The 13,827-nt window shown below is 49.0% G+C and carries 13 protein-coding genes; 7 read left to right on the top strand and 6 right to left on the bottom strand.

Going from position 1 to position 13,827, the window contains the following annotated elements; all coding sequences use genetic code 11:
- The first annotated feature begins 318 nt into the window (after nucleotides 1–318).
- The 7 genes from DXA15_RS26535 (at nucleotide 319) to DXA15_RS13300 (ending at nucleotide 6,726) form a co-directional block, all read left to right on the top strand.
- Nucleotides 319–429: a HypC/HybG/HupF family hydrogenase formation chaperone gene (locus DXA15_RS26535; RefSeq protein WP_233567262.1), complete on the top strand. Its 111-nt coding sequence runs from the start codon at nucleotides 319–321 to the stop codon at nucleotides 427–429.
- Nucleotides 426–1,508, top strand: a complete 1,083-nt coding sequence (gene hypD, locus DXA15_RS13275; protein WP_128134349.1) for a hydrogenase formation protein HypD — start codon at nucleotides 426–428, stop codon at nucleotides 1,506–1,508. The genes DXA15_RS26535 and hypD overlap by 4 nt, the downstream gene beginning before the upstream one ends.
- Nucleotides 1,505–2,551: a hydrogenase expression/formation protein HypE gene (gene hypE / locus DXA15_RS13280; RefSeq protein WP_128134350.1), complete on the top strand. Its 1,047-nt coding sequence runs from the start codon at nucleotides 1,505–1,507 to the stop codon at nucleotides 2,549–2,551. Before hypD ends, hypE begins: the two co-directional genes overlap by 4 nt.
- Before the next feature lie 141 nt (nucleotides 2,552–2,692).
- Nucleotides 2,693–3,790 carry a hydrogenase small subunit gene (locus DXA15_RS13285; protein WP_046146805.1) on the top strand — a complete coding sequence of 366 codons (1,098 nt, stop codon included), beginning with the start codon at nucleotides 2,693–2,695 and terminating at the stop codon, nucleotides 3,788–3,790.
- Nucleotides 3,791–3,806: 16 nt separating this feature from the next.
- A complete protein-coding gene (locus DXA15_RS13290; RefSeq protein WP_128134351.1) occupies nucleotides 3,807–5,528 on the top strand; it encodes a nickel-dependent hydrogenase large subunit in 1,722 nt (573 codons plus the stop codon).
- A gap of 11 nt (nucleotides 5,529–5,539) precedes the next feature.
- Nucleotides 5,540–6,280, top strand: a complete 741-nt coding sequence (cybH, locus tag DXA15_RS13295; protein WP_010803650.1) for a Ni/Fe-hydrogenase, b-type cytochrome subunit — start codon at nucleotides 5,540–5,542, stop codon at nucleotides 6,278–6,280.
- A complete protein-coding gene (locus DXA15_RS13300; protein WP_128134370.1) occupies nucleotides 6,280–6,726 on the top strand; it encodes a HyaD/HybD family hydrogenase maturation endopeptidase in 447 nt (148 codons plus the stop codon). The genes cybH and DXA15_RS13300 overlap by 1 nt, the downstream gene beginning before the upstream one ends.
- Nucleotides 6,727–6,731: 5 nt before the next feature.
- Here DXA15_RS13300 and DXA15_RS13305 read toward each other — a convergent pair whose 3' ends face one another.
- The 6 genes from DXA15_RS13305 to DXA15_RS13325 form a co-directional block, all read right to left on the bottom strand.
- Nucleotides 6,732–7,049, bottom strand: a complete 318-nt coding sequence (locus tag DXA15_RS13305; RefSeq protein ID WP_046146802.1) for a type II toxin-antitoxin system RelE/ParE family toxin — start codon at nucleotides 7,047–7,049, stop codon at nucleotides 6,732–6,734.
- Entirely contained in the window at nucleotides 7,043–7,366 is a 324-nt protein-coding gene (locus DXA15_RS26540; RefSeq protein ID WP_233567263.1) for a hypothetical protein, read from the bottom strand. The genes DXA15_RS13305 and DXA15_RS26540 overlap by 7 nt, the downstream gene beginning before the upstream one ends.
- Nucleotides 7,367–7,438: 72 nt before the next feature.
- Nucleotides 7,439–7,594, bottom strand: coding sequence for a hypothetical protein (locus DXA15_RS25270; RefSeq protein WP_158579662.1), 156 nt, complete (start codon nucleotides 7,592–7,594; stop codon nucleotides 7,439–7,441).
- Between the two features lie 19 nt (nucleotides 7,595–7,613).
- The gene (locus DXA15_RS13315) at nucleotides 7,614–9,563 is read right to left on the bottom strand and encodes a hypothetical protein (RefSeq protein WP_128134352.1); all 1,950 of its coding nucleotides are present in this window, start codon (nucleotides 9,561–9,563) and stop codon (nucleotides 7,614–7,616) included.
- A gap of 175 nt (nucleotides 9,564–9,738) precedes the next feature.
- Entirely contained in the window at nucleotides 9,739–11,250 is a 1,512-nt protein-coding gene (glpK, locus tag DXA15_RS13320; RefSeq protein WP_007653228.1) for a glycerol kinase GlpK, read from the bottom strand.
- Nucleotides 11,251–11,379: 129 nt separating this feature from the next.
- Complete coding sequence (locus DXA15_RS13325) at nucleotides 11,380–13,725, bottom strand: transglycosylase domain-containing protein (protein ID WP_128134353.1); 2,346 nt, start codon at nucleotides 13,723–13,725, stop codon at nucleotides 11,380–11,382.
- Nucleotides 13,726–13,827 lie beyond the last annotated feature (102 nt).

A 13,827-nucleotide genomic window follows, 5' to 3' on the forward strand; every position in this document is an offset into this window, starting at 1 on the left:
TGACCTCAAAGGTATGATTTCAAATCGTCGCGCCTAAAAAGTAGTATCTAATAGACTATATTTCAATTATTTCAAAGAACTATTTATCCACTTTTACGGGACAGTAATGAAATAAATTAATAGATAATATGTATCATTTAACACACCTTTTCCCAAACATATTGCCTACTTTTGGAGTTGTTAATAAAAAACAAATCAGCTTATGTGTCTGGCAATACCTGGTAAAATTATAAGCATAGACCGTTCCGAGCCTGAGCTGGCCATGGCAGAGTCGACTTTAGCGGCATCACCAAGAACATTTGCATCCAATGGGTCGATGTGACGGAAGGCGATTATATCCTGGCGCATGCCGGAATGGCGATCTCCGTAGTGAATACACGAGAGGCAGAAGAAACACTGGAAGATTTAAAGAAACTCCAACGCTTATGAAGTACGTCGATGAATATAGAAATAACGAACAGGTACAAGCACTCCTGCGGGCTATCCGAAAGGTAACGACCCGGCCGTGGCACATCATGGAGATATGCGGCGGGCAAACACATGCCATTGCCCGTTACCGCCTGGAAGAGATGCTACCACAGGAAATCCGGCTACTTCACGGGCCGGGATGCCCGGTTTGTGTGACTCCGGTTAGTCTGATTGACCAGGCACTTGAACTGGCGAGACAATCCGATATTATTCTGGCTTCATTTGGTGACATGATGCGTGTGCCGGGCACAAAAGAAGATTTATTGCAGGCAAAAGCACACGGCGCAGATGTTCGAATGCTTTATTCCCCGCTCGATGCGGTCGAACTGGCGGAAACAAATCCGGAGAAAGAAGTTGTCTTTTTCGCCATTGGCTTTGAAACAACCGCCCCTGTTCATATGATGGCGTTAAAAGAGGCACAACGGCGAAAGTTAAGCAATTTCTCGTTACTCACGTCACTGTTCACAGTTCCTCCGGCCATAGACGCGATTCTTTCGGACCTGGGAAGTAAGGTAGACGGATTTCTGACCGCCGGACACGTCTGTGCCATCACAGGAAACTCAGCTTACCACAAGCTAGCCGAACAATATAAAACACCGATGGTCGTGACAGGCTTTGAGCCGGTCGACCTGCTATACGGCATTTATCGTTGCCTGCTCCAGTTAGAAGGCGGAAGCCACGTTGTAGAGAATGCCTACCGGCGTGCCGTCCCCGAAACGGGCAACCCGGCCGCCCGCGCGTTGATGGACGAAACGCTCGAAGCATGCGACCAGGAATGGCGAGGCATCGGCATCATTCCCCACAGCGGTTTACGATTAAAGAAAACATATGCAGCCTACTCCTCCCGGGAGAAATTCCCATTCCATCCGAATGGAACAGAAATCCCATCCGAATGTATTGCCGGAGACATCATGCGGGGTGTAAAGCAACCCGCCGACTGCCCTTTCTTCGGAAAGAGTTGCTCGCCGGAACGACCGAAAGGCGCCCCGATGGTTTCATCAGAAGGAGTTTGTGCGGCTTACTATAAATATAATGTATGAAGAACGAAGATTTTAACTGCCCGATACCGTTGAACGATGCCGACTGTGTGCTGATGGCGCATGGCGGCGGCGGGAGGATGACGCATCAACTGATAAGCAACATCTTCTACCCCGCCTTCCGCAACCCGTTGCTGGAACAGGACCACGACGGCTGCGTATTTCCCGTTCAGGAAGGGCGCATGGCATGTTCGACCGACTCTTTCGTGGTCGACCCGATTTTCTTTCCCGGAGGGGATATCGGCGACCTGGCGGTGAACGGGACGGTGAACGACCTGGCCTGCTGCGGTGCCCGCCCGCTTTACCTCACAGCCGGGTTCATACTCGAAGAGGGCCTGCCGCTTGCCGACCTGCAACGCATCGTGCAGTCCATGAGGAAGGCGGCCGACAAAGCCGGCGTGCAGATTGTCGCCGGTGATACCAAGGTGGTGGAACGCGGCAAATGCGACAAACTCTTTATCAATACCAGCGGCATCGGAGTCGTCGCCGAAGGCATCCGCATCGCCCCCGACCGCGTACAACCCGGAGACGCAGTGATTTGCAGCGGTCCCATCGGAGCGCATGGCATCACCATCCTTTCCGCCCGCGAAAGCCTCGGATTCGAAACAAATCTGAAAAGTGATACCGTTTCGTTAAACAATATGCTCTCCCGATTGTTAAAAAATATAGAGGAAGTACATGTGCTCCGCGACCCGACACGTGGCGGGGTGAGCGGAACACTGAACGAAATTGCGAAAGCGGCCAACGTTGAAATCATACTGGATGAAGCGGCCCTCCCCATCCCCGATGCCGTAAGAGGCGCTTCGGAGATATTGGGACTCGACCCGCTGTATGTCGCCAACGAAGGGTTGGTGCTGGTCATCCTCCCCGAAGCACTGGTGGAAGAAGCACTGGCCGTCATGCGCAGTTTTCCGGAGGGGGAAAAAGCCACCGTCATCGGACGGGTGGAAAAGAAAGGCAACGCAGTGGTGAAGATGAGGACACTTTACGGCAACTACCGGATAGTCGATATGCTGAGCGGGGAACAACTGCCGCGTATCTGCTGAAATTTCCGATCATCGGAAGAGCGTTATTCCGACTATCGGAAAAGCACTGTTCCTACCATCGGAAGAGTGTTGTTCCGACTATCGGAAGAGTACTCTTCCAGTCATCGGAAGAAAACAAAGAAACCAATAAATTACGAAAATATGGATAACAAAAGACCAACCGTCTACGAGGAATGCCGGCAGAAAGGCATCTCCCGAAGGGATTTCCTGAAATTCTGTACCACCATGGCCGCCTTTATGGGATTGGAAGCCTCCGGTGTTGCCCAGGTTGTCAACGCGCTCGAAACCAAGCCGCGCCTGCCGGTCATCTGGCTTCACCTGCAAGAATGCACCTGCTGTACGGAATCGTTCATCCGTGCCGCCCACCCTATCGTGGCGACCCTGCTTCTCGACAAAATCTCACTCGATTATACGGAAACCCTGATGGCTGCCGCCGGCGAACAGGCCGAAGCTGCCAAGGAAGAGACCATGAAGAAATATAAAGGTGAATACCTGCTTATGATTGAAGGTTCGATTCCGACGAAAGACGAAGGTTATTGCTGTGTCGGCGGCAAAAGCGCCCTGCAAATCACCCGCGAGGCTGCCGAAGGCGCCAAAGCCATCATCGCCTGGGGAAACTGCGCATGCGCCGGTTGCGTACAAGCGGCCAACCCAAACCCGACCGGGGCAAAAGCTATTCATAAGGTCATCAAAGGGAAACCTATCATCAATGTACAAGGCTGCCCGCCAATCGCCGACGTCATGGCAGGTGTAATCATCTATATGTTGACATTCGAGCGTATGCCGCAACTCGACGGGCTGGGACGTCCGCAGATGTTCTATTCGCGCCGCGTGCACGACACCTGCTACCGCCGTGCCAACTTCGATGCCGGCCTTTTCGTGGAAAGTTTCGACGACGAGAACGCAAAGCATGGGTATTGCCTCTACAAAGTAGGATGCAAAGGGCCGAGCACCTACAACTCCTGCGGCATCATCAAATGGAACGAAGGGACAAGCTACCCCATCCAGAGCGGTCACCCCTGCCTCGGTTGCAGCGAAGAAAACTTCTGGGACAACAGCCCGTTCTATAAACGGATGCCCGACGTACACGGGTTCGGCATCGAAGCGACAGCCGACCAGATTGGCCTTGCCTTGGGAGCCGCGACAGCAGCCGGCATCGCCGTCCATGCCGTAGCCACCAACATCCGGAAGAAGAAACTTATCGACAACGAAGAACCGGAAAGCAAATCTACCATCTAACTAAATTAGCAACACCATGTCTGAAAGAATCGTTATAGACCCTATTACCCGTATCGAAGGTCATCTCCGGGTAGAGGCCGCCATCGAAAATGGCAAAATCAAAGATGCATACAGTTCCGGTACGATGGTACGCGGAATCGAAAACATAGTACGCGACCGCGACCCGCGCGATGCCTGGGTGTTCGTAGGCCGTGTTTGCGGCGTGTGTACCTCCATCCACTCGCTTTGCTCGGTCCGCGCCGTTGAGAATGCACTCGGCATCAGTGTTCCGCCCAATGCCGAAATGGTGCGCAACATCATGGAAGCGGTGCTCTACATGCACGACCATACGGTGCATTTCTACCAGTTACATGCCCTCGACTGGGTCGACATTGTCTCCGGCCTCAAGGCAGACCCGAAAGCGGCTGCCCTCCTCGCCCAGCAGCTGTCGCCGTGGCCCAAAAACACGGAAGGCTATTTCACCGAAATGCAAAACAAGCTCAAGAAGTTCGTCGCCAGCGGTCAACTGGGCATCTTCGCCAACGGGTATTGGGGGCACCCGGCCTACAAACTGACGCCGGAGCAGAACCTGATTGCCACCATCCATTACCTCGAAGCATTGGAATGGCAAAAAGAGATTGTCAAAGTACATGCCGTCTTCGGCGGAAAGAACCCGCATCCCAACTTCCTGGTCGGCGGTATGCCGTGCAGCATCGACCTGAACGAGGCGAACGCCATCAATGCCGAACGTCTCGCACTGGTGAAACAGAAGTTGCAGGAAGGCAAGGATTTCATCGACCAGGTGTATATCCCCGACCTCCTGATGATTGCCGGTGTATATAAAGACGAATGGAGCAAGATAGGCGGTGGCGTAAGCAATTACCTTTCTTACGGCGATTTCCCCCTGCATGGATACGCCGGTGTAGAAGATTACATGAGTCCGCGCGGCATCGTCCTCGACCGCGACCTAAGCAAGGTTCATCCGGTAGACGCCAACTCGCCTGAAGAAATCAAAGAATATATCTATCACTCCTGGTACAAATACACCGAAGGCGATAAAGCCGGCCTCCATCCGTACGAAGGAGAAACGAACCTCGAATATACCGGCCCGAAACCGCCCTACAAGTATCTGAACGTAGACGATAAATATAGCTGGATTAAAACGCCCCGTTGGAAAGGACATGCTATGGAAGTCGGCCCGCTGGCCCGCCTCGTCGTAGCCTATGCCGCCGGAAAGGAACCGCAGAAAACAGCTGTCGACAATGTGCTGAAGGCACTCGACCTCCCCGCCTCGGCCCTCTTCTCCACCCTGGGCCGCACCGCTGCCCGCGGCATCGAAACCCAGTTGGTCGCTCAATGGTCGCTCGAATTTTTCGACCAGTTGATGAAGAACCTGGAAAATGGCGACTCGCGCATGGCCAACCCGGTCATGTGGGAAAACGAGAACTGGCCGAAACAAGCGCAAGGGGTCGGCCTCTGCGAAGCTCCGCGCGGCGCCCTGGCTCATTTCGCCGTCATCGAGAACAACCGGATGAAGAATTATCAGATGGTAGTCCCGACCACCTGGAACGCTTCGCCGAGAGACGAGAACGGCAACCTGTCACCCTACGAATCAGCCCTGATCGGCACACCGATACACGATGCCAATCAACCGCTTGAAATCCTCCGGACCATCCATTCCTTCGACCCGTGCCTGGCCTGTGCCGTACACCTATATGACGAGGAAAGGAAGTATGTGCACCAAATGGATACGTTTTAAAAAGTATTGCTATGAAAAGTCGTAAGAAACGTCTGAGAGAAGTATACGTATGGGAGTTACCCGTACGTATTTATCACTGGGTGAATGCATTGTGTATCGTCATACTTTGCATTACCGGGTTTATCATTGCCGACCCTCCGGCCATGCTGAATGCTTCGGAAGCCTATTTCAGCTATTGGTTCGGCGTGGTCCGTTTCATCCACTTTGTAACGGCTTTCGTGTTTTTCTTCAACTTCGTGTTCCGCCTGTACTGGGGATTCGTGGGAAACCGCTTTGCCCGCTGGAACAACTTCATCCCGTTGAAGAAATCGCAATGGCAGGAAGTATTGGAGGTAATCAAAGTCGATATACTGATGATAAAGAACAAGCCGGTCGACAGTATCGGGCATAATGCGTTGGCGAGTTTAATCTATTTCGGCACGTTCTGGGCCTTCCTGTTGCAAAGCATTACGGGTTTCGGGCTGTATGCCAAAATGAGCCAGTCTGCCTTCCCCCAGCTGTTTGCCTGGACCGTCCCGTTGATGGGCGGCGACCTGATGGCACGGCAGATACATCATTTCCTGATGTGGTTCTTCATTCTGTTCGCCATCGTCCATGTATATCTGGTATTCTATCACGACTACATCGAACAGCGCGGTGAAACCTCCTCCATCATCGGTGGCTGGAAGTTCATCGAAGAAGAGATAGCCGACAAGGAAGAAATAACAGAGACAGCCGAAACAATCACGAAAGCGGCAAAGAAAAGCAAATGATGGAAAAGAAAACTCTTATATTAGGTGTCGGCAACTTGTTGCTGAAAGATGAAGGGGTCGGTATACACGTCATCCGCGCCCTGGAAAAAGAAACGCTTCCCGCCCACGTCACCCTAATGGATGGCGGAACGGGAGGCTTGCATCTTATCAGCTGGCTCACTGGTTACGACCATATCATCATGGTAGACGCCACCCTCGACAGCAATCCTCCAGGCACCGTCCGCCTCATCTATCCGAAATACGCCAGCGATTATCCTCCGTTGATGAGTGCACACGAAATAGGTCTCCGCGACATGATTGAAACAATGATTCTGACCGGCGACCTGCCGGAAGTCCACCTGATTGTCGTCTCCGCCGCCAACCTGAACGAGGTCAATATGGAACTGACCCCGGAAGTAGAGGCTTCTATTCCGGAGGTGATAAAGGTTATATGGGGATTGATTTGATTAATCTATTTTCCTACAAATTGCTTGAAGCTAGACGGATTTCGTCTGCAATCCCAAATAGCAACGATTCTTATTGCATCATTCTTACTATAATAGATAAGCTTAAAATGTTTTTCTATAACTAAAGAACGGTAACATATCTGCATATCTTCCCCCAAAGGTTCTATTTTTCCAGCCTCGGGGAAGATCAGTAATGTTTCTGCTTCATCTAAAATCTTATTGAATAAGCGCACTGCTGCCTGACCACTTTTCTTTTTATAATATACAAATATCTGATTCAGATTTCGTCGGGCTTTGGCTGACCAGTCTAAATGTGTTACCATATACGCATTTCTTTACGTAACTCATCAGTTGAATACACCCGCCCGTTGGCAAAATCATCTTCTGCTTCTGCCAACTCCTGTCTTAATTCATTGGAGGAAGATGGGTAATAAGGATATTCTCCAACCTCCTCCTTTCCCAGCGACCGCAAATAATCAACCGCCTGTGAAAGGCGCTCCGGATCGAAGATATTCATCAATTCATTGATTGCTGCCAGCTTCAGGCTGGCGGTATCCTGTGGCAGACCATAAGAAACAGCAGGTTCGGAGACAGGCTGAGACTGTGGAGTTTCATCTGTGCTATAAGGCTTTGTCGTCATATCGATTATCTTTTTATTGGTGATGGGCAAATATAAGGATTTATAGAGAAACCCTGTTACTCAAGCGCAGAATTAACAGAAAGAATCTGCTAATCCTGCGCCCGAACCGATTACCCCCGATGCCACCTCGTCATCCAGGGCATAAAAAGCATCCACCGACGGGTCATCGGCCAGGATACGAACTGCGGCATTTTTACTGGCAGCCGCATTGTCACCCTGTACCAACATGGATTGATTTACAGACTTTTCAGAATCGACTCACATAATCCTCCAACGATACGTCTTTGTCCAGCTCCAACTTTTTCCGCAAACGGAAACGGGAAGTATTCACACTTGCCCGGTTATTTCCGAGAGCAAAAGCTATTTCTTCCGACGAAAGATTCAGACGAATCAGCATAGCCAGCAACTCATCATTACGAGTCACAGCCGAACAAGCCTTCCGCAACCCCGACAGGAACGACGGGTAGAGAAGGCAGAACTGGCGACGGAACTCCTGCTCCTCTTCCGCAGTCAGCAAACGGGGAGAAAGACTGTTTATCACCTCCTGCATTGTATGCTGGGCATCTGCCGTTTCAATCTGCATACGTAGTTCTTCGTTTTTACGGTTCAGGTTCTGCCGCTCGGTCAGCATCTGCCGGAGCTGACCTTCCTTTTCCTCAATCAGCCGGAGAGATTTCTTATGACGCATACTCAGCCAAAGCAAAAAAGCAACGCCCAATAAAAAGGATAAGATGCCAATCAGGATATAATATTGCAGGGTACGTTTCTGCAACTGCAACTCGGAACGCAACAACCGGTTATCCTGCTCCTTTTCCCTTGTTTCATATTTAACCCGGAATTGCGAAATTAATCCGGCATTCCGGCGTTCGGTAAACTGTTGGTTAGCCTGATGAGCCATCAGCAGATAGCGGGACGATTCGGCTGGGCGCATTGTTTCTGCATACAGTTTTCCCAACGCATAATAGACCAGACGCTGCTGATTCACCAATTGGTTCTTCTCTATATAGTCACAACAGGCCTGATACGCTTCTATGGATAAGGCCGTCTCCCCTACCTCTGCCAACACATCCCCCAACAGGCGGTATGTCAGGACCGACAAGTTATTCAACGGCCTATCTTTCAACTGCCCGATTAATTGGCGAGCCGAAGCAATAGCCATTCCGCCCTGCCCTTTCGTCTCGCTTACAGCCAGGATACAGGTGTAATTATCATAAAATTCATGATAGAACGAATTTTGTGAACGGTCCGGCATACGAACCTGCATACTGTCCAGCAAAACGGCAGCCTTTTCATATTCTTTACATTGAAGAGCATAATAAACGGATAAATTATCTACCCGGAGAAAGGCATCAGGAACACCGCTCCGGTCGGCAGCTTCACGGGCTTTATTAAGATGGAGCATTACTTCCTCTTCCAAACCCCATTCATCGTAGAGCTGGACAACATTTGTCTCGGCAGCACACAATCCATACGGGTTCTTTTCCCCTTCACCGGAAGCCAGCAGAGCATCATAAGCTGCAAGGGCCTGTTCAAATTCTCCCACCTGCTGATACTGAAAAATCAAGTTACCCAGCACAAACACGATCTTCGACTGGTCTTCCAGTGTTTTTATAATCTCAAGGCTCCGTTCGCCACAGGCAATCGCCTTGCGTATTTCGCCAGCCTGGTTATAAATGACGGATGCAATGCCATTGTCCACGTAAAGTTGCTCATTCTCCCTGCCTTCCTCTTGCCGCGACAAGGCACGGTCTATCAGAGCAACGGCTTCTTCCAGGCGCGTAGCTTCATAGAGGGAATAAGCTGTACTGATTTCCACACTACGGGGATAATTCCGTACAAACCATAGTTTGTTTTCTTTATATATATGGCTGAAATAGTCTGCCCCGTCTTTCCGTTGCCCGCCAAAGATATAGCAATAGACCAATTGCAGGAATCCTTCATCCATTAGGGTGGCGACAGATTTTATGTCATCATCCGTTGGTTCCAGGGATATTAATTGCTGATAAACCGATATGGCAGCGGGATAATCCTCCCCTTTTTGCAGTTCACGGGCTTTGTCAAACAACTCTTGCGCATGGCTGTAAGGTCCGGATAATGAATCCGGTTCCAATGTAACCTGATTATTTCGAGATTTATGGTTTCCGCATCCGGACAATATCAAACAAAATACTAAAAGTAAAGTGGTTATTCTACTCATTTCAATAGGCTTAAATTGATTCTGGCTATTCTTTCTCTCCAGAATAATACCACGAATATACCACTTTTTAGATTAGATAAAAAACGTTTAAATGCTCTATTTCAGAATATAATAAAGCATCGCTGCCAGCGCAAAGCCTGCAAGCGGTGCAATTCCGGGTATCCAGGCATACTCTTTATATTTCGCTATCCATCGCCCAGTTCATTGTCCGTCCGACCGCCTTATGCCAATCGGAAAGTAAAGCCAAAGCTGTTTCCGGTTTCATCTTGGCAGTGAAGATGGTATCCAGCGACCACTGCTCTTTCAACTCATCCATATCTTTCCAGTAGTTCACAGCCAACCCAGCCAGATAAGCAGCTCCTAAAGCTGTTGTCTCAATTATACTGGGACGGACTACCGGACAGCGGCTGATATCCGCCTGAAACTGCATCAGGAAATTATTAGCAATCGCACCGCCATCCACCCGAATCTCCTTCGGCTTGGCGTGAATATCATTCTCCATCGCAATCAGTACATCATATACCTGGTAACAAATACCTTCCAACGCAGCACGTGTCAGATGCGCAGCTGTCGTACCGCGGGTAATGCCAATAATAGCTCCCCGTGCATACTGGTCCCAATAAGGAGCTCCCAAACCGGTCAACGCAGGTACGAAATAGACACCGCCATTGTCCGGAACCGACTTCGCCATCTGTTCCGTGACCGGAGCATTCGGTATCAACCCGATACCGTCACGGAGCCACTGGATAGCCGCACCACCGACAAACACACTGCCTTCCAATGCATAAGTTACTTTATCACCCAGCTTCCAGGCAATAGTCGTCAGCAGGTTGTTTTGTGAAAGCACCGGTTTGTCCCCGGTATTTACGATCATAAAACAGCCCGTACCATAGGTCGTCTTCATCATACCTTCTTCCAGACACAGCTGTCCGAACAGAGCCGCCTGCTGGTCGCCTGCCATTCCCGAAACAGGAATACCAGCTTTAAATATCGGGGTAGAAGTCTCACAATAAACCTCGCTGCTACTCTTCACCTCCGGCAACATGGAAGCCGGGATTGTAAACAGATCGAGCAACTCCTGATCCCATTGCATGGTATTTATATTGAACAACATGGTCCGGGAGGCATTTGTAATATCCGTAATGAATTGTGTACCCCGTGTCAGCTTCCAGATCAGCCAGGAATCGACTGTTCCAAAGCAAAGTTCACCCCGTTCCGCCCGTTCACGGATACCTTTTACATGATCCAGTATCCATTTTACTTTAGTTGCCGAGAAGTAGGCATCGATGACCAGTCCGGTCTTTTGCTGAATAAAATCGGAATAACCTTCCGCTTTCAACTCCTCACAATAATCTGCTGTGCGGCGGTCCTGCCACACAATCGCATTGTAAACTGGAAAACCCGTATCACGGTCCCACACAATCGTCGTCTCACGCTGATTGGCAATGCCGATACAGGCAATATGGTCATCCGTCACATCGGCTTTCGCCATCGCTTCCTTGATCGCAAGCGACTGTGTATACCATATCTCGTTCGGGTCATGCTCTACCCAACCCGGCTTAGGAAAATATTGCTGGAACGTTTTCTGAGAGAGTGTGATGACCTGTCCCTGACGATTAAACAGGATGGCCCGGGAAGTAGTTGTTCCCTGATCAATAGCCAATACATATTTATGTCTGAAATTCATGTTATATCACTTTATAATCTGTAAACCACTTTCCTTTGGAATAAGTTCAGATCTTCTTAAAAAATAAACTCCCGCAAATCTAATAAATTATTCAGATTTGCGGGAGTCTCATATAATCAATCTTGTTTACTATTCAAACATTTTATCAATGCCTCCGGTATCTGCCGGGATATGCTTGCGTTCTTCCTCCGTGATGGTTTTACAAGGATTTGCATATTGCTCCGGAATATCGAAATCTTCCTCTTCCGAATAGCCAAGCGTCTTATCAGCATATACTTTCTGCATGAATAAACCATAGATCGGCAACGCCATACTGGCCCCCTGACCTTCAGACAAACGGTCGAAATGGATGGAACGTTCTTCGCCTCCAACCCAGCAACCCGACACCAGACTAGGTGTAAAGGCCATGAACCAACCGTCGGAGTTATTTTGCGTCGTACCGGTCTTACCGCCCATCGGAGCCTTGATTCCATAACGGAAACGGACACGGCTACCTGTTCCGCCATCGATCACATTCTTCAACATATGAAGCATCTTATAAGAAGCATCTTCCGTCAGCACTTCACTCATCTGTGAATTAAAGGAGGCAATCGTATTTCCATACGGATCCTCGATATGGGTCACATAGATCGGTTCAGCACGGATACCTTTATTTGCAAAAACAGTATAACCGCTTACCATCTCGCCTACCGAAACGTCAGGAGTACCGAGACATATCGAAATTACAGGATCCATCTGATTCTTCAAACCAAAAGAATGAAGCAGACGTACGAAAGTATACGGAGACATCTGGCTCATCAGCCATGCCGTCACCCAGTTATCCGAATTTTGCAATCCCCATTGGATAGAAACACGCTGACCAACCAGTTTGGCGCTGGCATTACGCGGAGTCCAGGGGATACCGTTCTCGTCAAAATATGTATTTTGTACATGCATCATTTCGTCGCATGGACTAAAACCTTCAATCATCGCCAGAGAATAGAGGAACGGCTTGATAGTAGAACCGATCTGACGGCGTCCGCCATTCACCATATCATACTGGAAGTCATTATAATCGATACCACCCACATAAGCCTTCACATAACCATTACGCGGATCCATCGACATAAAGCCGGTACGCAGGAAACTTTTATGGTAACGGATAGAATCCATCGGCGACATGATCGTATCGACAGCCCCGTTCCAGGAGAATACACGCATATCGACAGGTGTATTGAACACTTTGCGTATCTCATCTTCCTTCTCCCCTGCCTTTTTCATAGCCCGGTAACGATCGGTCTGATGCATGGCACGCATCAGAATCGTATCCACTTCACCCGGACGAAGGTCAATTGAGAAAGGAGCCTGTTTCTTCTTTTGGTTGGCTTTAAAAAAAGCCGGTTGCAGATCTTTACTGAAATGCTCACGGACAGCCTCTTCCGCATACTGCTGCATACGGGAGTCGATCGTCGTATATATTTTCAGACCATCAGTATAAAGATTATAATACTCGCCATCAGCTTTCTTGTTCTTGTTGCACCAGCCATAAAGAGGATTGGTTTCCCAAGCCAGGGAATCTTCATAAAACTGCTGTTTCTGCCAACCTCTGTACTCACTACGATCTGGTTTTTTGCGAGTCATCAAAAGACGTAGATATTCACGGAAGTAAGGAGCCGGACCATCCTTATGGTCCATACGGGTGAAATGAAGAACCAGCGGCAAAGCCTTCAACGAATCACATTCGGCACGAGTGATATAACCAGCTTTCTGCATTTGTTCCAGTACCGTATTACGGCGTCCGCGTGTACGTTCATTCTGACGCTTCGGATTAAAATAAGAAGGGTTCTTACACATACCGACCAAAGTCGCAGCCTCCTCTATCTTCAGATTCTTCGGAGTAGTCCCGAAATAAACCCGGGCAGCCGACTGGATTCCTACCGCATTATACAGGAAGTCAAACTTATTCAGATACATATTAATAATCTCTTCCTTTGTATAATAACGTTCCAACTGAACAGCAATCACCCATTCGATCGGCTTCTGGAAAAGACGTTCCATCAAATTATCTGCATTCGGTGAGAAAAGCTGTTTTGCCAGCTGTTGAGTGATAGTACTACCGCCACCACCACTTTTCTGCATCAGGATACCGCGTTTTACAACAGCACGGAAAAGTCCCTGAGCATCAATACCACTATGTTCGGTGAAACGAACATCTTCAGTTGCAATCAAAGCCTTCACCAAATCGGGTGAAAGGTCCCGATAATTCACAAAAATACGGTTATCTTTACTATGCGCATAACTACCCAGCGTCTTTCCATCTGCCGAAATAACCTGGGATGCATATTTATCGATCGGATTTTCTAGCTGTTCTACGGGGGGGACATACCCGATTGAACCATTTGCAATAGCTGTAAATATCAGAAACACAGCTCCCACTGCTGCAACGAACAGTACCCAAAATGAAATTATAATGCCTTTTGTAATCTTAGATGCCATCTTTATTATTCACTTAGAAACCGCAAAGATAGGAAATTAATTCAATAAGAGGGAAGTAAGAGATATGGGTTTCATATTTTTCAGGATTGATTACATTCCATA

The sequence above is a fragment of the Parabacteroides sp. AM58-2XD genome, assembly GCF_003463685.1.
GTDB lineage: Bacteria > Bacteroidota > Bacteroidia > Bacteroidales > Tannerellaceae > Parabacteroides > Parabacteroides segnis.